Annotated in this window: 19 protein-coding genes and 2 tRNA genes; 8 read left to right on the top strand and 13 right to left on the bottom strand. The window is 32.2% G+C overall.

What is annotated here, in order from left to right; all coding sequences use genetic code 11:
• Nucleotides 1–55: 55 nt before the first annotated feature.
• Both LOS89_RS12185 and LOS89_RS12190 read right to left on the bottom strand, forming a co-directional pair.
• Nucleotides 56–2356, bottom strand: coding sequence for a RemA C-terminal-like gliding motility protein (locus LOS89_RS12185; RefSeq protein WP_231835514.1), 2301 nt, complete (start codon nt 2354–2356; stop codon nt 56–58).
• Nucleotides 2357–2391: 35 nt separating this feature from the next.
• Complete coding sequence (locus LOS89_RS12190) at nt 2392–2997, bottom strand: hypothetical protein (RefSeq protein WP_231835515.1); 606 nt, start codon at nt 2995–2997, stop codon at nt 2392–2394.
• 221 nt (nt 2998–3218) lie between these two features.
• On the opposite strand from LOS89_RS12190, the gene LOS89_RS12195 reads away from it, so the two are divergent.
• Nucleotides 3219–4172 (top strand): NAD-dependent epimerase/dehydratase family protein, encoded by a 954-nt coding sequence (locus LOS89_RS12195; protein ID WP_231835516.1) that lies wholly within the window; start codon nt 3219–3221, stop codon nt 4170–4172.
• Nucleotides 4173–4225: 53 nt separating this feature from the next.
• Here the strand turns inward: LOS89_RS12195 and LOS89_RS12200 are convergent, their stop codons facing one another.
• The 5 genes from LOS89_RS12200 to LOS89_RS12220 all read right to left on the bottom strand — a co-directional run bounded on the left by LOS89_RS12200 (nt 4226) and on the right by LOS89_RS12220 (nt 8693).
• A complete protein-coding gene (locus LOS89_RS12200) occupies nt 4226–4810 on the bottom strand; it encodes a globin family protein (RefSeq protein WP_231835517.1) in 585 nt (194 codons plus the stop codon).
• A gap of 18 nt (nt 4811–4828) precedes the next feature.
• Complete coding sequence (locus LOS89_RS12205) at nt 4829–5266, bottom strand: hypothetical protein (RefSeq protein WP_231835518.1); 438 nt, start codon at nt 5264–5266, stop codon at nt 4829–4831.
• A 133-nt stretch (nt 5267–5399) separates the two neighbouring features.
• Nucleotides 5400–5891: a nuclear transport factor 2 family protein gene (locus LOS89_RS12210; protein WP_231835519.1), complete on the bottom strand. Its 492-nt coding sequence runs from the start codon at nt 5889–5891 to the stop codon at nt 5400–5402.
• 47 nt (nt 5892–5938) lie between these two features.
• A complete protein-coding gene (locus LOS89_RS12215) occupies nt 5939–7273 on the bottom strand; it encodes an ammonium transporter (RefSeq protein ID WP_231835520.1) in 1335 nt (444 codons plus the stop codon).
• Nucleotides 7274–7403: 130 nt separating this feature from the next.
• The gene (locus LOS89_RS12220; RefSeq protein ID WP_231835521.1) at nt 7404–8693 is read right to left on the bottom strand and encodes an NAD-dependent succinate-semialdehyde dehydrogenase; all 1290 of its coding nucleotides are present in this window, start codon (nt 8691–8693) and stop codon (nt 7404–7406) included.
• Nucleotides 8694–8740: 47 nt separating this feature from the next.
• On the opposite strand from LOS89_RS12220, the gene LOS89_RS12225 reads away from it, so the two are divergent.
• Nucleotides 8741–9421: a 2OG-Fe(II) oxygenase gene (locus LOS89_RS12225; RefSeq protein ID WP_231835522.1), complete on the top strand. Its 681-nt coding sequence runs from the start codon at nt 8741–8743 to the stop codon at nt 9419–9421.
• Between the two features lie 54 nt (nt 9422–9475).
• On the opposite strand, the gene LOS89_RS12230 is transcribed toward LOS89_RS12225, so the two are convergent.
• From LOS89_RS12230 to LOS89_RS12250, 5 genes are all read right to left on the bottom strand, one after another.
• Nucleotides 9476–12526, bottom strand: coding sequence for a choice-of-anchor I family protein (locus LOS89_RS12230; RefSeq protein ID WP_231835523.1), 3051 nt, complete (start codon nt 12524–12526; stop codon nt 9476–9478).
• A 203-nt stretch (nt 12527–12729) separates the two neighbouring features.
• Nucleotides 12730–12803, bottom strand: a tRNA-Asn gene (locus LOS89_RS12235).
• Between the two features lie 35 nt (nt 12804–12838).
• A tRNA-Asn gene (locus LOS89_RS12240) sits at nt 12839–12912 on the bottom strand.
• A gap of 72 nt (nt 12913–12984) precedes the next feature.
• Nucleotides 12985–14568: a site-2 protease family protein gene (locus LOS89_RS12245; RefSeq protein WP_231835524.1), complete on the bottom strand. Its 1584-nt coding sequence runs from the start codon at nt 14566–14568 to the stop codon at nt 12985–12987.
• A 70-nt stretch (nt 14569–14638) separates the two neighbouring features.
• Complete coding sequence (locus tag LOS89_RS12250; RefSeq protein WP_231835525.1) at nt 14639–16567, bottom strand: M1 family metallopeptidase; 1929 nt, start codon at nt 16565–16567, stop codon at nt 14639–14641.
• A 242-nt stretch (nt 16568–16809) separates the two neighbouring features.
• Here LOS89_RS12250 and serS point away from each other — a divergent pair, with 242 nt between their 5' ends.
• The 5 genes from serS (at nt 16810) to mgtE (ending at nt 22433) form a co-directional block, all read left to right on the top strand.
• Entirely contained in the window at nt 16810–18081 is a 1272-nt protein-coding gene (serS, locus tag LOS89_RS12255; protein ID WP_231835526.1) for a serine--tRNA ligase, read from the top strand.
• A gap of 74 nt (nt 18082–18155) precedes the next feature.
• The gene (locus LOS89_RS12260; RefSeq protein ID WP_231835527.1) at nt 18156–19937 is read left to right on the top strand and encodes a tetratricopeptide repeat protein; all 1782 of its coding nucleotides are present in this window, start codon (nt 18156–18158) and stop codon (nt 19935–19937) included.
• Between the two features lie 46 nt (nt 19938–19983).
• Entirely contained in the window at nt 19984–20310 is a 327-nt protein-coding gene (locus LOS89_RS12265) for a DUF4286 family protein (RefSeq protein ID WP_231835528.1), read from the top strand.
• A gap of 1 nt (nt 20311) precedes the next feature.
• A complete protein-coding gene (gene rsmA / locus LOS89_RS12270) occupies nt 20312–21091 on the top strand; it encodes a 16S rRNA (adenine(1518)-N(6)/adenine(1519)-N(6))-dimethyltransferase RsmA (protein WP_231835529.1) in 780 nt (259 codons plus the stop codon).
• Nucleotides 21081–22433: a magnesium transporter gene (gene mgtE / locus LOS89_RS12275; protein ID WP_231835530.1), complete on the top strand. Its 1353-nt coding sequence runs from the start codon at nt 21081–21083 to the stop codon at nt 22431–22433. Before rsmA ends, mgtE begins: the two co-directional genes overlap by 11 nt.
• Here mgtE and LOS89_RS12280 read toward each other — a convergent pair.
• The gene (locus LOS89_RS12280) at nt 22417–23103 is read right to left on the bottom strand and encodes a hypothetical protein (RefSeq protein ID WP_231835531.1); all 687 of its coding nucleotides are present in this window, start codon (nt 23101–23103) and stop codon (nt 22417–22419) included. The genes mgtE and LOS89_RS12280 overlap by 17 nt on opposite strands.
• A gap of 100 nt (nt 23104–23203) precedes the next feature.
• On the opposite strand from LOS89_RS12280, the gene LOS89_RS12285 reads away from it, so the two are divergent.
• Complete coding sequence (locus LOS89_RS12285; protein WP_231835532.1) at nt 23204–24808, top strand: DUF4139 domain-containing protein; 1605 nt, start codon at nt 23204–23206, stop codon at nt 24806–24808.
• Nucleotides 24809–24842: the final 34 nt, after the last annotated feature.

The following is a 24842-nucleotide window of genomic DNA, read 5'->3' on the forward strand; positions in this document are numbered from 1 at the left end:
AAAAAACCACTACGTTTTCGATAGAAAAGTAGTGGTAATATTAATGAAACGAGTGTTAAAAAATGAACTTTTTAGCTACTGTTACGTTGTTTTCTAGTGTTGTTTTAATAATTAATGCTTGATTATTAGTTGCTAATTCTGAAAGTACTACTTCTGATGCGTTAATTTTATTTTTAGACAACACCACTCTTCCTAACATATCGTAAACAACAACACTTGAAATAGCAGCTTTTGTTGATACAATTTTAGGTTGATTATCTTGTGTGAAAACATAAACGGAATTTTCGTTTCCAACAAAATCATCATTTGAAAGTGAAGTGTCTTCGTAATGCAATCTAAAACGAGAATCAAAAGTTCCTATTGCAGTTGAAAAACTAAAATTATTACCTTTTAAATTATGAAAACTTCCGTCATTTGTATCTTCTAAAAAGATGTCTTTGTCTGCAAAAAATGTATCAAAATGATCAATTGCAATTTCAAAAGTTCCCGCTTGTGTTGTCATATATCCTAAAGGAACAACATCTGTAATTACCCATGGATACGCTTTTGCTTGAATTCCTAATGGAAACGTTAAAGACGGAATTAAAGAATAAAAACGAATTGCTCCCTGAGTTGACGCTAAGGCATCAGATCCAAAATCATAACCATCCGTTGCGTCTTCTTGATAACCAATCGCTATTTGTTTAAAAGCCCCTTGTGTATTAGTCATATTTAGATGGTAATAATAATTTAAAGGTAAGTCTTGCGCTTCTCTATAAAATTGCGAATTATTTCCGCCAACACGCATTGCATTAGTTAAATTAAAAGATGAAGTAGTAGCTGCTGAGGCAAAGAAACCTTGTCCTGCACCAATGTAAATTCCAGGAGCATCACCACCAGTTACTGCGGCAGTTCCCGTTGTTCTTGTACGAATCGCGTAATCATCTGTTGTAAAAACATTATTCGTAATTGCGGAATTATGCGTCCAAAAATAAAGTGTCCCTAAATTACTATTATCAATCAAAGTAATTACATTAATTGCAGAAGGGTAAGGATTTGAAATAAAATTATAGTTCAACAACATTGGATTAAATGCTTCTACATTTACTGAAATATTTCCGTTGTTTGGAGTTCCAACAAATTCTCCGTTAAAAACTTGCGGTGTAGTTGTATAACCCTGTGGCGCTCTAATTGCATAACCTTTACCTGGAGCCATAACATTTGATTGGTTTTCAATCACCCAGTTATTAACTGCCGGATTTGCATTATATGAATAAAATTTATCTCCTAAAGTAAGCGGTGAAAACACATTTAAAACTTGACCTGAAACTGGCGCTCCCCAATATGTAAATTCGTATTGGCGCATTGGTTTTGCATTTCTCTTGTAATTAATGTTTCCAGTATTTACAGCTAAAGCATTTGCTTGTAAAAGAGCTGCATCATTTTCAAAAACCAAATTTGATCCAGCAACAACATTAACTCCATTTTCAACAGATAAAGTGTGATTTGAATTGATAGTTACAATTGCGTTGTTTGAAACAGAAATAGAACAAGCTGCTAAATTTGCTGTAGAAGAATAATCTCCTGTGAAAACAACATTTTTATTAGCATTTGGTTCACCTTTATCCCATGACGTTCCGTTCCAAGTGGTAGTCATTGCACACTTTTGAACCAATAAATTGTTAGCATGTAAATTATTTAAATCATTTCCAGGATCTGTATTACCAACATATAATTTGAATCCAGAAAACTGCCCAGTTCTTATTCCTGAAGAATAAACTTCTGAACCTCTCGTTATGATTACTTCATACGAATTTACATCTGTTTGATTTACTTGCAACATAAAAATTGATGCTTGATCATAAGCCCAACCCAAATCTGCAACCGTTGTTGTTGAATATACATCTGAACCAACATTAAAATTGAATAACGCACCAAAGTTCTGGTCCATTAAATCGATTCCTTTATAGCCGTTTCTATATGCAATTGCCAAATCAATCTTAAAAGATTCTCCAGGCAACAAATACTGACGACCACTAACAGCAGGCGAACCAGTGTTTGTTAAAAAACGTTGTGCATTTGCTTGAACAGATGTCCCTCCTGGATTTGCATACATAGAAAAAGAACTTCCAGAAGTATTAATATCTCCAAATCCTTGAGCAGAAGAACTCCCTAAAAAATGCCCTGCAAAATGAGTTCCATCGGTATTTTGAGTCCATAAATCCCAAACTGAAAAACCAGTTCCAGCGTTACTTCCATTTGTCCATGTACCATAATTAGCAGCACTATCAGAGAATAAAGTAGCCTGAGCTAAACTTGATTGTAAATGAAATAATGCGAAAACTGTCGCGATTATTAAAGAGTAATTTTTTTTCATGTGTAACTATTTGATAGTAAATATAATAAAATATTTTATTTGATTCCGTCTGAAATTTCCATCTTCTCACGCATTCTGTTTGGATCAGCATGGCGAGCAGTATCTAATGCTTGTAACATTAGTTCTTCCCCTATTTCTTTTGGGATAGCTTTTTTGATAATAATTTCATCCCATTGATTATACAATCCTTTAATTTCTTCATTTATTTCTGGAATTAATTTGGCAATTCTTTGCTCTGGAATTACTCTTAAATTCATAAATGTTTCTAACGATTTTAGTTTCGTATTAAGGGTTGTGATTCTACTTAAAATTTGAGGTTTATTGTATTCTGATGGAATAGTTATAGCCAAAGTATCAGCTTTAGAAGACAAATTTTTGGTCTTCATTTGAAAAGCCGTTAAAGTAGATTGCGGCTTTTGCAACATTTCTATTTCAAATTGTCTCCACTCATTCCATCTGTTTAAAGTAGCATTAACTTCTGGTCTTGGATTTGGAAATTGAAACTGCCACATTTTAGAAATGTTTTTAAAAACAGCTTCATTTTTTTGAGCAACACGTTGTGCTTCTACTTGCTGATTTTCAGATTCACAAGCAAATAAAGTAAAAACCAAAAACAATAAACTATATAAGAAAACTTTCATTTTAAATTTTTAAAATGCAAAGGTACAAATGTTTGTTAAACGTAGCGTTTTTTATTACAATATCTTAACATCAATTTTGTTAATCAATTAAGAATAATCATTTAAAACATGTTAATTTATTAAATATCCAAATATCGGCTGTGTTTTATAAAAATATCACAAAATTTCGATTAAAAAATTACTTGTAAATGCTATATTTGTTACCTCATTTACACAACAAAATGGATACGAAAATATTAATTATTGGTGCTTGTGGTCAAATAGGCACCGAACTTACTGCTAAATTAAGAGCAACATATGGTGTAAACAATGTAGTTGCTTCAGATATTAGAAAATTAAATAATGATGTAGTTAACAATGGTATTTTTGAAGTTGTTAATGCTTTAGATTATAATCAAATTGAGCATTTAATTGAGCAATATCAAATAACTGATGTTTATTTAATGGCGGCTTTACTTTCTGCAACTGCTGAAAAAAATCCAGCTTTTGCATGGGATTTAAATATGAACTCTTTATTCCATGTTTTAAACTTGGCTAAAGCAGGTAAAATCAAAAAGATTTTTTGGCCTTCAAGTATTGCTGTTTTTGGACCAACAACTCCTAGAGAAAACACACCTCAATATACTATAATGGAACCGTCAACAGTTTACGGAATTTCGAAACAAACTGGAGAAAGATGGTGTGAATATTACTATAACCAATATGGTGTTGATGTAAGAAGTATTCGTTACCCAGGTTTAATTAGTTGGAGTACTGAAGCTGGTGGTGGAACTACTGATTATGCGGTTGACATTTACCACAAAGCAATTACCGACGGAAAATTCACAAGTTTCCTATCTGAAAACACAGAATTACCAATGATGTATATGGATGATGCCATTAAAGCAACCATAGGAATTATGCAAGCTCCAGCTGAGCAAATAAAAATTCGTTCATCATATAATTTAGCTGCAATGAGTTTTACTCCAAAACAAATTGGTGAAGAAATAAAAAAACATTATCCAAATTTCGAGTTGAGTTATGAGCCAGACTTCCGTCAAAAAATTGCTGATAGTTGGCCAGCCAGTATTGATGATTCTTCAGCTAGAGAAGATTGGGGCTGGAAAAATGATTTTAACATAGAAAACATGACAGTTGATATGTTCAAAAATTTAAAAGAACATACTTACAATTAATAAAAAACGCTCCAATTTCTTGGAGCGTTTTCAATTAAAACAAAAAAACAAACTTACTCCTGTACAATAGGAGCTCTCAATGATTCTAATACCGCAACAACTTCGCCGATTAATTCTGGATCAGTAACCCCATTTAAACCAGCAGCTGCACCTACATATCCTATAAATTTATCATAATTAGCATCATTAGACTTTCTTCCCATACGAGGATTTTGAGCTGGATCATGAGCTGCAACCATATTCATTCCTGTGTAAACATTTGTTGCACCGCCTCCAGTATTTGCTGAAAAGAAATCTGTTAAATTTTTACTTAAGATAGCTACATTTGTAGTGTTTCCACTTAATGCTTCTGAAAGAATAGGAGCAAAATGTTCTCCTAAATTACCTTCAGCTCCATCTAAAACATCTGCAACAATTAAAGTAATAGTAGAATCAACAACTGAACGATAACTCAAGCGTCCTTGTTCAATCATTTGACTTGGATTATTAGGATCAGAAACCAGAGTTGTTCCTCCTAATTTAGCATATAAAGATGCTGGTTCAGCAACTCTGTCATCATCATCATCATTACATGACACAACAAATAATCCTGAAACAATAAACAAAGCCATTAAGGCTAATTTTGAAAAATTTTTCATAGTAATAGTATTTGGAAGTTAATTAAATATTCTTTGTATTCCTCTTGAAAACTTGTAACTAAAGCTATCTTCATTCATAACCGGACAAACTTGTTTTGATGCAAGCTCATTTGAAACTATATATCTTTCAGCTTTATAATTTCCCATTGCCATTAACTTATCATAAATGGTTTTTGAATCGGCAACCTTTAAATCATGAAAAAAAACCAAAGCACCAGTTTCAATATTAATTCTATCTGTTTTTACACCTGGAATTTTTTTAAGATTCCTGTGAATTTCTTTAGCTTTAATTGAATCCAAAGGCTCTTTAAAATCAATTCTACTAATTTGTAACGATGCATTATCAATTACAATTGGTTTGGCTGTAGCTATATGAACAACCAATACAACAAAAAGAAGTGTCGAAAATGCTAAAACACTTCCAATAGCGATTTTGAATTTTTTACTAATTTTCATAATGTTGAGATTTTTTGTTTAGTAGCATTTACGAAAAATAAATTGCCTTGGTTTTCTCAAACTGATTTTTTTTTAAAATAAAAAATCCCAAGGCTATTTACCTTGGGATTTTAAAACAAACAAAATGTTTGCATTATTTTTTATCTGATAGAATTTTATCTTCTAATATTGATTTAATTTTAACTATTTCATCTACATTTTCATTAGGAATGGTCATCGATAAAACGTAATGTTTAATTTTCCATTCTCCGTTTTCTTGAACTAAAACTCCTGAACCTCTACAAATTTTCATTTGAGTACTCAACAATTCGTCAAACCAAACCGTTTTCCCGTCTGAACTAAAATAAATATTTCGTTCAATAGCTTTAAAATTCCATGCTTTTCCTTTATCAAAATAAGGTTTTGCAAAAGCTTGAAATTCTTTTTTGTCCCAATTTTCTGTTGCATCAGTTCCAATAAAAATTGATTCTTCTGACATTGCATCAAAATAGGCATTGAAATTTGCTTGCGCTGCCGCCTTATGCCAATTATCTAAAATAGCATTAATTGATGATTTTTGAGTATCTAAATTCTGATGAGTTGAACAACTAACAATAACTAGAAAAAAAAGATAATAGAGTTTCATTTTTGATTGTTTAAAAAATTGAGTATATCAAAAATAACATATTCTACCTAAAATTTTTCGTTATGTTGAGACAAATCAAGACCAAGTTGTTCTGATTCTTCTGAAACTCGTAATGGAATAAACCAATTTGCTACTTTGTATAATAAAATAGATCCAAAAAAAGTAAAGAAAGCAACCAATATCAATGCCATCATGTGGTGTCCAAAAACCGACCAACCACCGTGAAGCAAACTTGCATTTTCTCCTTCAGCAAAAATAGCTGTTAAAATCATTCCCATAATACCACCAACACCATGACAAGCAAAAACATCAAGTGTGTCATCAATTTCTTTAAGTTTTTTCCAATACAACATTTTATTAGAAACTATTGCGGTAATAAATCCAAAGAAAATACTTTTTGGAATGGATACAAATCCTGCAGCTGGCGTTATAGCAACTAATCCTACAACAGCTCCAATACATGCTCCAAGAGCGGAAGCTTTACGACCATTAATTCTATCGAAAAATACCCAAGTTAACATAGCAGAAGCAGAAGCTACAGTTGTTGTAGCAAAAGCCATAGCAGCAGTTCCGTTAGCAGCCAAAGCCGAACCCGCATTAAAACCAAACCAACCAAACCATAACATTCCTGTACCAAGTAATACAAAAGGAATATTCGTCGGAATATGTTCGCTATTTTTACGTTTACCAAGCACTAAAACACCTGCTAAAGCAGCAAATCCTGCGCTCATGTGAACTACTGTTCCACCTGCAAAATCTTTAACTCCAAAATAAGAACCTAATAATCCGCTAGGATGCCAAACCATGTGACATAATGGAGTATAAATAAATAAAGTAAACAAACAGATAAAGAACAAGTAACCTATAAAACGTACACGTTCTGCAAATGAACCTGTAATAATTGCCGGTGTAATTACTGCAAACTTCATTTGAAATAATGCAAATAAAACAAAAGGAATTGTTCCTGCTAATTGTTTGTGAGGCAACGAACCTACATTATCAAAAAACATAAAATCAAATGGGTTTCCAATTATTCCGTAATGTTTACCTCCAATTTCAAAACCTAGACTATCTCCAAAAGAAAGACTAAATCCTACAACAACCCAAAGTAAACTCACCACACCAAGTGATATAAAACTTTGTAACATCGTAGAAATTACATTTTTCTTTCCTACCATTCCACCATAGAAAAAAGACAATCCTGGCGTCATTAATAATACGAATGATGATGATGTTAACAACCAAGCAACATCAGCAAAGTTTATGGCTTCAACCGTTGAAAATTGTGATTGTAATTCGTTTTTATTTTCCCAAAACAAACTAATTATCGATACTATCGAAATAATCACAAAAGAAACTAACCATCTTTTTTTAACTTTCATACCCCTATTTTTTATAGGGTAAATTTAATAAAAAGTATTTTATTTAAAAAAAACTTTATGAAAAATAGGGGTTGTTTTAATAATTTATATAAATTTTTTATTTAATACCTCTAGAAATATAGGGTAAAAATTAAAAAGTATTAATTACAACCGTTTTTACATTTACAAACTCTTTAATACCATCTTCAGACAATTCTCTTCCATAACCAGATTTTTTAACACCGCCGAAAGGCAGTCTAGGATCTGATTTCACCATTTCGTTGATGAAAACTGCCCCTTCATTAAAATCTAAAATCTTGGTTTTAATAAAATCAATATCTTGAGTAAAAATAGAAACACCTAAACCAAAATCCGATTGATTGCTTAATTTAATTGCTTCATCAACATTTTTAAAAGTCACAATCGCAGCAACTGGTCCAAAAGTTTCTTCTTTAAAAACAGGCATTTTAGTTGTCACTTCAGTCAAAATAGTAGGCTCATAAAAAGCACCCGTTCTTTTTCCACCTGAAATTAATTTTGCTCCCATTTGAATCGATTTTTGCACCTGAACATCTAATTCTTCGGCTAAATCAACTCTCGCAAGGGAACCTATTTGCGTTTTTGGATCTAAAGCATCACCTGTTTTTAATTCTTGAACAGCTTTTGTAAATCGAGAAATAAAATCAGTTGCGATATTTTCATGAATTAAAAAACGTTTGGCAGCTATACAACTTTGCCCTGCATTTTGCATACGTGCATTTACTGCTGTTGCTATTGTTCTTTCAAGATTGGCATCTTCTAAAACGATGAAAGCATTGTTTCCGCCTAATTCCAAAACGCACTTTTTAAGATATTTACCAGCTTCTGTAGCAACTGCAATTCCAGCATGTTCACTTCCAGTAAGCGAAACCGCTTTAATAATAGGATTTGCAATAACAGCAGCCACTTCATTACTTGGAATTGGCAAATTTTGATAACATCCTTTTGGAAAACCAGCTTGTTCAAATATTTCTTGAATTAATTCCGCAGATTTTGGAACATTACTAGCGTGCTTAACAACAACTGTATTTCCAGCGATAATTGTAGGAACAGCAAATCGGAACACTTGCCAAAAAGGGAAATTCCACGGCATTACTCCTAAAATCACTCCTAAAGATTCATAAGTCACAAAACTTTCAGCTACTTCTGTTTTTATTGTTTTTGAAGCTAAAAATGATTCTGCATTTTCATAATAATAATTACACAAAAGCGCACATTTTTCAACTTCTGCAATGGCTTGCGAAATAGGTTTATGCATTTCGGTGGCGATACAAGTTGCATATTCTTGCCTATCTTCTAAAAGTAGTTTAGCTAATTGTGGTAAAAAAGATATTCTATTTTTAATAGATAATTGTTTCCAAGAAAGTTGTGTATTGGCTGAAAATTCTAATTGTGATTGCATAACAAAAGTGTTTATGTAAAATTACATATTAAAATTGAAAACACAGATTGAATAGAAAATCCTTTGTTGCTAAAACATCAAATTTAAATTCGAAAGGAAATAATATCTTTGTAGCATATTTCAATTTTAATAAAATGGAAGATTGTTTTGAAACTTTGATTTCAAGTTATTTGGATTCGAAAGTAGGAATTGTAGAGCATTTTGTATCTGAAGAATTGTCGCAGCATTTAATAAAGCGACTACTTGAACTTAAAGAACAAAATCTACTTAAAGCAGCAGGAATAGGAAATGCAGCAAAACTAATTAAGAATACCGAAATTAGAAGCGATGCTATTTATTGGTTAGATAGAGCCAATAACAACGAATATGAAAATGCTTTTTTAGATCAAGTTGATGCTTTTGTTTTGTATTTAAATAGAAGTTGTTATACCGGAATTACAGGTTATGAATTTCATTTTGCTTTGTTTGACAAAGGAAGTTTTTACAGAAAACATTTGGATCAATTTCAAGATAATTCGAGCCGACAATTTTCTATGATTACGTATTTGAATGAAAATTGGCAACCTGAAGATGGTGGAGAATTATGCATTTATGATGGTGATGTAACTCAAAAAGTAACACCTACAAACAGAAAAACGGTTTTCTTTAAAAGTAATGAATTAGTTCATGAAGTTTTAGAAGCTCATAAACCAAGACTAAGCGTTACCGGTTGGTTAAGAAGAGATTAAAATAAAAAGCCAGTTAATAATTAACTGGCTTTTTCAACTAAATAAATAAAAAAACTACTTAACAACCAACCTTTTTGTAATACCTTCAGAAGTTTTTACGATGTAAACTCCCGTTTGTAATTTTGATATATTTATTGTCAACGCATCTTTTTCTGATAAAATAAGTTTTCCTGTTAAATCAAATAATTCAATATCTGCTTTTCTATTAAAATAAACCAACTCAGAGTTTGATGCTGGATTAGGAAAAATCACAAAAGTTTTTGGATCAACGCTAAAATCTGACGATGACAATGTATTTTCATCCACTTCATAAATTGTGATTGTTCCACTAATTTCGTTAGCAACTAAAACATAACCTTTTCCAGTTGTGCTGTTAGCCGGAGTAACATAAGTAATTCCTTCTGGTCCGTGGTCTCCCGAATAAGCTGAAGAACTTCTTGAATTTTTATAATCTACAAAAACAGGATTATTAGGATCTGTAATATTGTAAACCATAACTCCACCAACTCTTTCTAAAGAAACAAAAGCAAAAGTTTCAGTTGCAATTTGAGCAATAGTTACTCCTTCTGGTTCTGGACCTTTTGCACGGCTTCTACCTTTTGGCGTATTATCTTCGTGATCTGCATTAAAAAGTGCTGGTAAATTTGCCGCTGTATAACGCTCAAAATCATCTCCACTATCAAAAACTATTTGTTTTGTGGTTGTATTAAAAATTGAAAACGAACGAGTTCCCACACAATGAATTGTTTCAAATTGAGCATCAGCATCGATATTTCCGTTTACGTTTGTTGCTCTAAATCTTCCTAAATTGTAATTTTGTTTTAAAACTGAAGCATTTGGGAAATTTGCAGCATCTAAACCATAAGCTCCTGCACTTACAGCAACTCTTTCAGTAAAAGCACCATATTCTTTTTCGTCTCCTTCGTTTGCAGTTACCAAATACGTTGTTCCTCCAACAGTGTAACTTGCAATTCCATCTGGAATAAAATAAGCTTGAATTGGCCAGTTAGCAATCAAAACTTGACCATTGTTATCAGAAACATCAAATCCATTTCCAGGCAAGCTAATATCTTTTGTTCCCATTGCCCAAACATCAGAAATCGTATTATTTGCAAGATTGATTTCTGCAATTGCATTATTTTCTTGTAAAGAAACCCATGCTTTTTGAGAATCTGAACTTATTGTAATGTATTCTGGTTCTATATCTTGAGACAATGTACTTGTAGCCTTTATTTTTCTTACTCCTGAAGCAATTAAAGCAGCTTCTTGAGCATTGTAATCTGTGAATAATAATGTTGTTACATTTGATTGTGATAACGAAGGGATTCCGCCTGAAATATCAATAATACTTACTGAACCTTCTGGATCAATAGAATAATCTGTATTTGGCTGACCTTCATTTGCAGTCATCACTTTAGTTCCATCTGGTGAAAATGTTATCATATCTGGAAGCGCTCCAACAGTTACTTGATTTAAAAACACTCCGTTTGTATCAAAAAATAAAACAGAACCGTTTAAAGTTTCATCTGCATTAGGCGATGCAACTGCAACTACTCCATTTTTAACTGCAACACTTGTTACACCTCCATAAGGATTAATATTTATCGAATTAATCACAGAAAGACTTGTTGGATCTGAAAAATCGATAATATCTAAATATCCAGCAACCGCACTTGTTGTAAACAAACGTTGAGAAGCAGGATCATGAACTACAATTTCGCAAGTACTAGCGCTTACACCAGAAGGATCAAAACTTCCAATATAATTTAATTCAATTTGATTACTCGGAACTGGTGCCTGACTATCATTATCAACAATATAAATAGTAGCAGTAGGTGTTCCTGTTATTGAAATTCCAGAAGCATTTTCTAAACTCAAAACAAAATATTCTGAATGTTGTTCTTCTAAACTATCATCTATAATTGGAATCGTAATAGTCTGAGTAGTTGATGACGTTTCTGAAATAAAAATTGTTTGTGAAGTCAATGTAAAATCAGAATTATCAGCCGTACTAAATGGTGCTGACTTTACAACTAAATCTACTAAACTAGAAGCTGGATTTATAATATTTAAAACCAATGATAATGTACCTTGATTTTCATTTACAGTAATAAAATTAGAAGCAAAAGAAATACTAGGGTTTGCCGTTGTAAAAACTCCAGATTGAACCGTTGTAATAGCATTATCGTTTAAATCTTCAATTGCGTTTTCCATCAATGCAACATAATAGGTTTGATTAACTGCTAAACTTGAAAGAGGCGTAATCGAAATTACATTTCCAGAAATTGTAGCATCAAAAGGGACAATAGCACCAGATGCGTTATTTAATCGCAATTCTACAACAGCATCTACATTGTTGTTATCAATTGCACTATTATCAATTAAACGTATTGCTTCATTAAAAGAAATTGTTGGCACAACATTAGTTGCAACATTAATCGCGTTATTTAAAGGAGATAAAGTAGCTACTGGAGCTATAACATCAGGACCACTAAAAACTGTTCCTTCTAAAGTAAAGTTATCAAAACGATTATTTCCTACTGTACCACCACTTCCTTGTTCAAATTCAACTTTTAATTTAAAATTAGGGTTATTATCTGAAGCAGCAATTGATGAAAAATCTAAAGTTGCAAATGCTGGATCACCATTATTTGGAATTACATTGGCAAAAAAAACATAATTGGAACCATCTGTAGAATAAGACCAAATTTGTGTTCCAGCACCCGAACCTGAACGACGAGTTGCAAAGTTTACGACACAGTTTTCGTAACCTGTAGTTGGTAATGCAAATTCTAATGCTCCACCAATAGGATCGTTGAAACGTAAATGTGTTCCAGAAGCATCACCATTTCTTGCATTTAAATTAAGTAAATTAAAATTTTGACCTGTTCCATTAGCAAAATCAATAACACTTATTCCTACAGGAATTGCATTTAAAGTTGCTCCTCCAATAGTTTGTGTAGGAGCTGTTATCGCAGAAATTGATGTACTGTTGTTAAAGTTCCAATAATGTACTAATGTTTGTCCGTAAGTAGTAGAAACAAACAATCCCAAAAGAAGAAACAAAATGTAGCTTTTCCTTTTTACTGTGTAATTTTTATTCATTTTTTATGTTGTTTAAAGTTGTACAAAAATGAATTCAAAAAGTTACCAATAAATAAATTAAAAAATAAGAAACTATTAAATCAAAGCCTGCTTTTGTATTCTAAAAGTTAAGTCTTAATATTTTAATAATCTTGTATCAAAGATTACTTTTCTTTTTAATAACATACATAAAAAAAGAGCAACACATACGTGTTGCTCTTTTGCTCCCCCTCTTGGGCTCGAACCAAGGACCCTCTGATTAACAGTCAGATGCTCTAACCAACTGAGCTAAGGAGGAATCACCTCAAAGGTTTATATTTTGCTAAAAAGTTGCTCCCCCTCTTGGGCTCGAACCAAGGACCCTCTGATTAACAGTCAGATGCTCTAACCAACTGAGCTAAGGAGGAAAGTGTTTATCTTTTTAGCGAGTGCAAATATAAACTGATTTTTTATTATCGCAAATTATTTTGTTGAAAAAATTATAAAAGTTTATCTACTACTAACTGATAGATATCTTTTCCAAAAGTTAAAGCCATTAATGTCAACAAGATAATCATTCCGGCTGTTTGAACATAACCTGCAGCTTTATCTGATAATTTTCTTCCAGTAATCATTTCAACTATTGTAAATAAAGCATGTCCGCCATCTAAACCAGGAATCGGTAATAAATTCATAAATGCTAAACCAATAGAAAATAAAGCTGTGAAATTCCATATAAACTCCCAATTCCAAGTATCTGGTAAACGACGCGCAATTCCAATTGGACTTTGAACATGTTTGTAAGCTTCTGTTTTAGGACGTAAGATTAATTTGAATTGTTTTACATTGTAAACTAACAATGCCCAAGATTCTTTTACTGCGGCTGGAACTGCTTGACCAAAAGACAAGTCATTAATTTTGGTGTATTTTTTTTCAGCTGTTTTATCATCAAAGTCAATACCTAATTTTCCTTTCTTTGAAACCGTTGCAGTTATAGAATTTGCAACCCCATCCCTTATTACTCCTATATTAATTTTTTCGTTTTTATTGTTACTCACAAATTGTTTAAAATCCTTAATATTGTTTATTGGTAAATTATTTACTCCTGTTATAATGTCACCAAATTCGATTCCTGCTTTTTCAGCTGCTGAATTTTCTTCAATCTCATCTATTTTCGCATTCTTAAACTCATAGTTAGAAGACACAAAAATAGTTTTATTAAATCCAATTTTTCCATCATTATCTACCTTTGTCGAAACAACTAACTCTTTACCATCTCTTCTTACAATTACATCAATAGTCTTGCCTTTATTTTCTTTTAATTCATCCGTAAACTCATCAAAATACTTAAACTTTTTATCTCCAATCCCAACTAATTCATCAAATCTTTTGAAAGCAGAATTTGCTCCCACTGAATCTATATAGGTCTCAGAAATATCTTTTCTTGCAGTTATAAAACCTTTCCCTTCTTTACTGATGATCTCACCTTTCATTTCATCAGTTAAAATTACATCTACTTTTTCCCCATTACGTTCAACCTCAACGTTATCTCCTAATAAAACATCCAATGTCATTCTATTAAAACTTGGTTGAAATTTTCCATCTACCGAAAGAATTTTATCTCCATTTTTAAATCCAGCTTTCTGACCAACTTCTCCAAAAGCCAAGCCATTTTCTTGAATTTTTTCTGTTGCAATGAATTTTTGACCAACAGTCGCATACATGATAGTAAAAATTAACCAAGCCAAAATTACATTTACAATAATTCCACCAAGCATAATAATCAAACGTTGCCAAGCTGGTTTTGAACGAAACTCCCAAGGTTGTGGCTCTTGATTCATTTGTTCAGTATCCATACTCTCATCAATCATTCCAGAAAGTTTTACATATCCACCTAAAGGCAGCCATCCAATTCCCCATTCTGTTTCACCAATTTTCTTTTTAATTAAAGAAAAACCAGCATCCATGAATAAATAAAACTTCTCAACTCTAACTTTGAACATCTTGGCCGCAATGTAATGACCAAACTCATGAAGAATTACTAAAACTGATAATATGAATAAAATTTGTGCTACTTGAATCATTTTTATGCTTTTATTTAAACGACAAAAGTAAGGTTTTCACCTTACTTTTCATCATTATTTTATTTAGGAACTATTTTTTTATAAAATTTTTATGAATTGCCCCTTCAGATGTTACGATTTTTAACATGTGCATTCCTGAACTTAGATTATCAATTCTAAAATCGGTAGTATTGTGTGTTGCTAATAACTGACCTAAAGTATTATACACTTCTACTTTTTCAAGTTGCGAATTTGTTGGCATCATAATGTGGATTTCATCATTAGCCGGATTTGGATAAATTGAAATGGTTTGTTCCAATTCAAAAGCTTCATTAGCTAATGTTGCTACATTATTTCTTGAAATAATATGTCGGTTTGGATCAAATTGAACTCCTGTAACCACAAAAGGAACCGAAACAATAAAATCCTGATTATTTGTTGTGTTATTTACAACCACATCATGAACTAAACCTCCTGCGCCAGTTAGACGAATCTCTAATGGCATTTCAAAAAACGTAACTGAAGCATGGGATTGCGTTTGATTAATTGTAATCTTAGCTTGACCTGCTCCCCAATTTTGAGCCGACACATCATAAGTAGGATAACCTTGCATGTATATCCAATCGTTAAAAAACTCTGACAAACTACTTCCGTGAAGTGCTTCTAAATGCCCTTTTAAATCATTGGTAAGCGCATATCCATAAGCTAAACTACTATCCGACAAATAATTTCGTAATGCTTGAAAGAAATTCGCATCTCCCATTACCCAACGTAACATGTGTGTTACCATTGACCCTTTGTTATAAGACAATCTACTACTAAAAATACGATTTACATTTAGCGCTTCGGCATCAGTTAAATAAACTGCTCCAGTTGCAGATGATGTAATATTATTTATTTTACTATCTTTCCAAGAAACAAAACTTGCAGGCCCATCCAATTCTTCAACTACAATTCCTGCTGTATATTCTGTTAAACCTTCATTTAACCAAATATCTTTCCATGTACCACATGTAACCTTATTGCCAAACCATTGATGACCTAATTCATGAGCAATTAAACTTCTACTCCATCCTCCCATTGATGACATAGTAGCATGCTCCATTCCTCCGCCCCAGCCAAATTGAACGTGACCGTATTGTTCATTTCTATAAGGATATGGTCCAAATTTTGTTTCGAAAACATTCATAATTGGAACAGTTTGATCAATTTGAGCTTGAACAGAACTAGTATTATTTTCAGGATACAAATAATTATTTATTGGAAAAAACGGACTTTCAACTGTTCCTAAACCTGCTTGAATATTATACGTTGTATAATTAGTTACGTTTAACGAAATCAAATAAGCTGGTATTGGATAATTGTGCTTGTAATGACGCGTTGTATTTCCGCCAGTTGTTGTTGAACTTTGCAACAAACCATTAGAAACCCCAATGTAAGTATCTGGACAAGTAATATAAATATCAAAACTATTTATTTTATCCGTTAAATCTTGTTTGCAAGGCCACCAATCTCTAGCACCAAAAGGCTCTGAAAGTGTATAAATAACTGGTGTTCCACTATGAGTACTTCTCGTGAATCCAGCTTCTGCTTGCGGTGGTGAACCAGCATAAGTAATTTCTACCGTAGCACTATTTCCGGTTGTTAAAGTAGCTGGTAAATTAATATTTAGTTCATAATTACTTTGACTAAAAGTAAGATTTGAACTGTTCATAGTAACTGAACTTACTACTAATGCAGTTGCCATATCAAACGTAACCGTATTCATGTTTGACAATGCTGTAAATGTAGATTTTACAACACCGCTAATATAAGGCGTTGTATTGTTTGGGTTTACCGTAAAACGCAGTTCATGATACGTAATATCATAATTTTGCGTGTTTGGATTTACCCTTAGATTTTGAAGAGAAGATGCTGATTTCATCTCAGCTTCAACCATTCTATCAAACTCGTTGTTATCTGTTTGGGCAAAACAAAAAACATCAAATAATAGAATTAAACCAAAAGTAATTTTTTTCATTTTTTAGTAGGTTATAATTTTTAGGGACAATTTTTATTCAAAACAATTCTGTTATACCAAATATTTTAAGCATAAAATTATCAATTTAAATAAAAATCAAGCGAATATACAACAATATCTTCGTTTTAATACTACTTTTTGTAAGAATTTCATCAATTCACAAAAACACATAAGTGAAATCGTTTTTTATGTATTATCTGAATCCAATTTCTTAAATTTGCATCCTTAAAATCCTATATATTATGTTACAGATAGCGTACATTAGAGAAAACAAAGACGAAGTAGTAAAACGATTAGCTAAGAAAAACTTAGATGCTAAAAGTGCAATCGAAGAAGTAATTGTACTAGACGAAAAAAGAAGAGCAACTCAAGTTGAATTAGACACTATCAAATCCGAGTCAAATAAGCTATCCAAAGATATTGGCGATTTAATGAAAAGTGGTGAAAAAGCAAAAGCTGAAATCTTAAAAGAAAAATCAGTTCAACTTCGTGAAAAAGACAAAGAATTGACCGAAGTATTGAATACATATGCCACTAAATTACAAGAAGAATTATACAAATTGCCTAATTTACCAGCCGACATCGTTCCGGAAGGAAAAACTCCAGAAGAAAACTTAAACGTGTATCAAGAAGGTGAAATTCCTAAATTACACGAAGGTGCTTTACCTCACTGGGAATTAGCAAAAAAATACGATTTAATTGATTTCGAATTAGGCGTAAAAATCACAGGTGCAGGTTTCCCAGTTTACAAAGGAAAATGTGCTAAATTACAACGTGCTTTAATCACTTATTTCCTTGATAAAAATACCGATGCTGGTTACTTAGAATACCAAGTTCCACATTTAGTAAATGAAGCCTCTGGTTTTGGAACAGGGCAATTACCTGATAAAGAAGGACAAATGTATCACGTTGGAGTTGATGATTTGTATTTAATTCCAACAGCTGAAGTTCCAGTAACGAATATCTTCAGAGATGTTTTATTAAACGAAAATGACTTACCAATTCTTTGCACAGGTTACACACCATGTTTCCGTCGCGAAGCAGGTTCTTATGGTGCTCACGTTCGTGGATTGAATCGTTTGCACCAATTTGACAAAGTAGAAATTGTTCGTATTGAACATCCTGAAAAATCTTACGAAGCATTAGATGGAATGGTGGAACACGTAAAAGGAATTTTACAAGAATTAAAATTACCATATAGAATTCTAAGATTATGCGGTGGCGATATGAGTTTTGCTTCTGCCTTAACTTATGATTTTGAAGTGTATTCAACAGCACAAGAGCGTTGGTTAGAAATTAGTTCGGTTTCTAATTTTGAAACATTCCAAGCAAATCGTTTGAAATTACGTTTTAAAGACAAAGAAGGTAAAAACCAATTAGCACACACGTTGAATGGAAGTTCATTGGCGTTACCAAGAGTATTAGCTGGAATTTTAGAAAACTATCAAACGCCAGAAGGTATCGTAGTTCCTGAAGTTTTAAGAAAATACACTGGATTTGATATCATTAACTAAACGTTAATCTTTATAAAATAATGTACTAATTTGACGCTAAAAAGTGTTACTTTAGTACATTATTTGTTTTATTTATGTTGCAAAAAATTGCTTTTTTCATATTGTTTTTGTCCTCGTTTTGGGTTTCGGCACAGAATGAGCAATTGGCTATGGACTATTTTGAAAAAGGCGAGTTTCAAAAAGCACTGACTTTATTTGAGGAAATTTCGACCAAACAACCTTCCAATTATTTCTTTTTTCAAAAAGTAGTGGAATGTTACCAACAATTGCAACAATACGATAAAGCGGAAAACGCAATCACCAAACGAAAAGACAAATACAACCAACCTTTGTTATATATTGAATTGGGTTACAATTACCAACTTCAAAAAAACACCGACAAAGCGGATAAAAATTACGAAATAGCCATTCAAGAAGTTGAAAAAGAGCCGAATTACGCATATCAAGTTGCTAATTCCTTTGAGAAAAAAGTATTGTTGACTTGGGCATTAAAAGCATATGAAACGGCTCAAAAGAAAAATCCTAATCTAAATTTCGATTACCAAACTGCTATGATTCAAGGGCAATTGGGCAATTTAGAAGTCATGTTGAACAAATTATTAGATTACGGTTTCAATACGCCAGATGGAACTCCAATGGTTCAAAATCAGTTGACTCGTTTTTTAATGGACGATACCGATGGTACTTTTGCAGCGACTATTCGAAAAAACTTATTGCTAAGAACTCAAAAGTCGCAAGATGTATATTGGAACCAATTTTTAAGTTGGTTTTTCGTTCAGCAAAAAGAATACGGAAAAGCATTTATTCAAGAGAAAGCGGTTTACAAGAGAAATCCAGAAAGTTTTTACAACATTGTCACTTTGGGAAGCATGGCAATGGAAGAAAAACAATTTGAGGATACTAAACTAATTTTGGAATTTGTTTTGGAAAATACCCAAGATGTAGAATTACAAATGAAAGCGCATCATTTTCTAATTTCCATGGAAATGGAATCAGCGACTTCAAAAGACTATCCTGCTATTGATTTAAAACTTCAAGAGTTGTTGAAAAAATATGGCATTAGTCCGTATTCAACAGACTTGCAAATTCTCTCGGCTCACTTTAAAACGTTTTATTTGAATCAATCGAAATTAGGAATTGAATTGTTGCAAAACACCTTGAAACTTCCATTAAATGTGAGAGAACAATCAAAAGTAAAAATGGAATTAGCTGATATTATGGTCTATGATGAAAAATTCAATCAAGCCATTTTGTATTATGCACAAGTAGAAGATAATTTAAAAAACGATGTTTTAGCGCACGAAGCAAGCCTGAAATTAGCAAAAGCCAACTTCTATAAAAAAGATTTCGATTGGACATTGCAACAAGTAAAAGTTTTGAAACAATCGCCAAGTTTATTAATTGCAAATGATGCGATTGAAATGTTTTTACTTATTCAAGACAATTCAGCCGAAGACAGTTTACGAGTAGCACTTCAAGCCTATTCAACAGCGGATTTAAAATTGTATCAGAATAAAAAAGAAGAAGCACTTCAACTCTTTTTAGCCATTTTACAAAAACACAAAGGCGAAAGAATCGAAGAAGGAACCTTATTCAAAGTTGGCAAAATTTATGAAGAAAAAGGTGATTTCAACAAAGCCTTAACGTATTATCAAAATATTTTAGACAACCATAAAGACGGAATTTACAAAGATGAAGCTTTATACTTTTCAGCAGAGATTTATAGAAAACATCTTTTAGACAACGAAAAAGCAAAAGCATTATACGAAAAAGTAGTTTTAGAACATCCCGATAGTTTGTATTATACCGAAAGTAGAAAACAATACAGAACATTGCGAGGTGATTCGACAATTTAAAGAAAAAAGTTAAACAACTAAACACATAAACGATTAAACATAAACAATGATTATATACAACGTAACCATAAACGTAGACGAAAGCATTCATTCCGCTTGGTTAAAGTGGATGCAAAACAAACATATTAACGATGTTTTAGCAACCGGTTTGTTTACCAATGCTAAAATGGTTCGCGTTTTGGTAGAAGAAGAAATGGGTGGCGTAACATATGCCGTTCAATATTTTACCGATTCTAGAGCCAAATTGGAAGACTATTACCAAAATCACGCACCAAGATTACGCCAAGAAGGCTTACAACTTTTTGCAGATAAAATGTTAGCGTTTAGAACGGAGTTGGAAGTGATGGAAGAATTCTACGGAGAAACGAATTAAAATGGAAAAAGTAACCGCAAAAAAACACTTAGGACAACATTTCCTAAAAGACGAAAGCATCGCAAAAGATATTGCTGATACACTTTCGCTAGAAGGCTATTCTAAAATTTTGGAAATTGGTCCAGGAATGGGTGTTTTAACCAAATATTTATTGGACAAACCAACCGAAACCTTTGTAATTGAAATCGATAAAGAATCGGTAGAATATTTGGGCGTTCACTATCCAAAATTAGAAAATCATATCATTTCGAAAGACTTTTTAAAATACAATTTAAACGAAGTTTTCAATGGCGAACCTTTTGCAATTATTGGAAATTTTCCATACAATATTTCGACTCAAATTGTATTCAAAACTCTAGAAATGCGCGATCAAATTCCGGAATTCGCTGGGATGTTTCAAAAAGAAGTAGCCGAAAGAATTTGCGAGAAAAAAGGAAGTAAAACCTATGGAATTCTATCCGTTTTAGCCCAAGCATTTTATGAGGCAGAATACTTATTTACAGTTCCGCCGGATGTTTTCAATCCACCACCAAAAGTAGATTCTGGTGTAATGCGATTAAGAAGAAAAGCAGATTATTCGTTACCATGTGATGAAAAATTATTCTTCCGAGTAGTGAAAACCGCTTTTCAACAAAGAAGAAAAACATTGCGAAATAGCTTAAAAACATTGAATTTTTCTGATAATTTAAAAGAAGATAGTATCTTTGACCTGCGTCCGGAGCAACTTTCGGTAGAACAATTTATTGAAATCACCCAAAAAATAGCAGCCGATGGAGTTTAAAATCAGCAGAGAGTTTCTATCTGAAATAGAACAACTTATAAGTGAAAACAAATCGCAAGAATTACTTACACTTCTTGAAGATATTCACTTTGCTGATATTGCCGAAATCATGGAAGAACTCGATGATTATGGCGCTTCTTATATATTTAACACCCTTGATTCTGAAAAAACAGCCGAAATTCTTCTTGAATTAGATGAAGAAGTTCGTGAGAAAATCTTAAAAAACCTTTCACCAAAAGAAATTGCAGAAGAGTTAGACGAACTTAGTACTGATGACGCTGCCGACATTATTGCCGAATTACCACAACACAAAAAAGAACAAGTAATTTCGGAATTAGAAGACGTTGAACACGCAAAAGACATTGTTGACTTATTACGTTACGATGAAGATTCTGCCGGTGGATTAATGGGAAAAGAGCTTGTAAAAGTTAACGAAAACTGGAATGTTCTTACTTGTGTAAAAGAAATGCGAGCTCAAGCAGAAAACGTTTCTAGAGTGCATTCTATTTACGTAGTTGATGATGAAGAAAGATTGAAAGGTCGTTTGTCTTTAAAAGATTTATTAACTACCTCAACAAAAACTCCAATTAGCGAAGTTTACATCAAAAAAGTAGACTACGTAAAAGTTGATACAAAAGATGTAGAAGTTGCCCGAATAATGCAAAAATATGACTTGGAGGCCATTCCGGTAGTGGATGAACTTGGGCGTTTAGTAGGCAGAATTACCATTGATGATATCGTAGACGTTATCAAGGAAGAAGCCGACAAAGATTACCAGTTAGCAGCCGGGATTTCGCAAGACGTTGAAGCGGATGATAGCGTTTTAGAATTAACAAAAGCGCGTTTACCATGGTTGGTTTTAGCGTTATTAGGAGGTTTTATTTCGGTTCATGTTTTGGGAATTTTCGAACCTATCATGAAATTACATCCTGAGTTGTTTTTCTTTACACCGCTGATTGCCGCAATGGCTGGAAATGTTGGTGTACAATCTTCGGCGATTATTGTCCAAGGTTTGGCAAACAACACTATTATTGGCCCTATTGTGGAACGTTTATTAAAAGAACTTTCCTTAAGTTTACTTAACGGAATTATTCTTTCTGCAATTTTACTTTTAGGAAGTTACTTTTTATTAGGATACGAAATTCATGTAGGATATACCGTTTCAATTGCCTTACTTTCGGTAATTATTATGGCGTCGTTAATTGGAACTTTTATTCCAATTATTTTAAACAAATATGGCGTTGACCCTGCATTAGCAACAGGACCGTTTATTACAACCAGTAACGACATCTTAGGAATCTTGACCTATTTTACAATTGCCAAGATTATTTTGGGGATTTAGTATAATCGCATTCTTCTGGGATTGTGAAAAATTTATTTATTTGAATCACCTTAATTAATTCTTGTTTGAAAATTATTTCACCTTCAACATTAACATCATACTTTATTTTAATAATTCCGTTAGGTAATTTTAAAGTTTCAAACCACTTATTGTATACTGTACTATGGTATAAAAAAGGCTTAAATTGCTCACTATTTTTATCAATAATATAATGTGACGTAACAATTTCATTTCTTTTTTGATATGCTAAACTTTTATTGCATTTGATAGAGTAATGAAAGTAAACAGTGTCATTAATTGTTGTGTCTTTATGCTTTATAAAATCGTATTCTTTTGTCTTATACTTAAATTTATTTGAAAACCTATAAACAGAATTGCACTCATTAGAAAAAGTTTCAGCTTCATAAAAATTTTTCTTTTTGACAATAGCGCTAATATACAAACCTTTGTAATCAGTTAACCGTAATGTAACATTTAGAGAATCATTTTCAAAAGACACTAAAGTTCGATAACTATTATCGTTTGAATTAATAAAATATAAATTCGATTTAGTCTCTTTATCTACAGAAACAGGATTATCATAAATTAATGCATAATCGAAATGATATTTTTTCTGTGAAAAACCTAAACTTCCAACAAAACAAACCAACAATAGAAAAAAACGTTTCATAAATCTATATTTTCTTACAATTTTACAAAATATTTAAAAAAGCTTCCCAACCTTTTCCATTTTATTTCACTCTATAGTAGAAATACTAAAATTTATAGAGATGAAAAAAATATTCGTTTTAACCTTGTTCTGTTTTTCAGCAATGGTATTTGCTCAAAAACCAATTTTTACTTCTGCAAAAATTAAAAGTGCTACTGTATATAGCAATTCGGCTGAATTATTACAATCGGCTTCCGTTACACTTCCTTCAGGAACCAGCGAGATAGTCGTTAAAAACGTAGCCGACTACGTCAATGAAAACACCATTCAAATTGGCGCTCCAGCAAATGTTACGGTTTTATCAGTTCAGTTTACACGAAATTTTATTTCGGAATATGAAATTGATGAAAGCAACCCAATAATTAAAAAAGTACGCGATAGTATTGCTATCATTGAAAAAGAAATGGGCAAAATTGCCAATGAAAAAGTGTCGTATTCTAAAACGATAGATTTATTAGACAAAAACCAAACTGTTGCTGGACAAAATTCGGGCTTAAATGTTTCCGAATTAATGAAACTTGTGGATTACTACAGAGCTAAAAGAAATGAGTTGAGCAACTTAGTTGACAACTTAATAGAAAAGGAAGAAAAACTTAGACTTAGACTTTCAAAACTGAATTCTAAATTAGAACTAAATACCCAAAAGCAGGAAAAATCTTCACAAGGAAAATTAGTTTTACAAGTAATGACCGATGTGGCAAGCTCGGTGAATTTAGACATCAATTATTTAACTAATAATGCTTCATGGTCGCCATTTTACGATTTACGTGCCGACAATATCAATTCGCCAATTAATTTAATGTATAAAGCAAAAGTAGTTCAAAATACAGGAATTGATTGGAAAAAAGTAAAACTAACACTTTCTAGTGGCAATCCGAATCAAAATAATACAGCCCCTATTTTACAAGCTTGGTTTTTACGATTTGGTTATCCAAGAGTTTACAATAATAGTAATGCTGCAATGAATACTGTTGCTGTAAGAGGATATGCTTCATATGATAAAAAAGCAGAAATGGATGAATCTTCAATTTCAAATTATACTACTATCAACGAAAACCAATTGAACATTTCATTTGATATTGATATTCCGTATGATATTTTATCGAATGGAAAAGCACATAGTGTTGCTTTAAAAGATTTAAAACTACCAGCTTCTTACAAATATTACGCAGCTCCAAAAGTAGAAAAAGAAGCTTTCTTGCTAGCTGAAATTAGCGAGTATTCTAAATTCAATTTATTACCTGGTGAAGCAAATATTATCTTCGAGGGCATGTATGTAGGCAAAACAATGATTAACCCAAATCAAACTTCAGACACTTTGAATTTGAGCATGGGAAGAGACAAAAAAATCGCTATCAAACGTGAAAAAATTGCAGATAAATCGGGAACTAAATTCTTATCAGGTTACAAAGAACAAACGTTTACGTATGATATTACGGTGAAAAACAACAAAAAAGAAGCGGTTGAAATGTTGCTAAAAGATCAATATCCAATTAGTACAGATAAGGAAATCACTATCGAATTGTTAGAAAGCGGAAAAGCAAAAGTAAACCCAGAAACCGGAATCTTAACTTGGGATTTAAAACTTGCTGCAGGAGAAACTAAGAAATTTAGAATCAGTTATAAGATTAAATATCCAAAGGATAAGTTTATAGACAATTTATAAAAAAGTCGCAGTTGACGGTCTCAGTTTTCAGTGA

It is taken from the genome of Flavobacterium channae (assembly GCF_021172165.1).
In the GTDB taxonomy this organism is placed as follows: Bacteria; Bacteroidota; Bacteroidia; order Flavobacteriales; family Flavobacteriaceae; genus Flavobacterium; species Flavobacterium channae.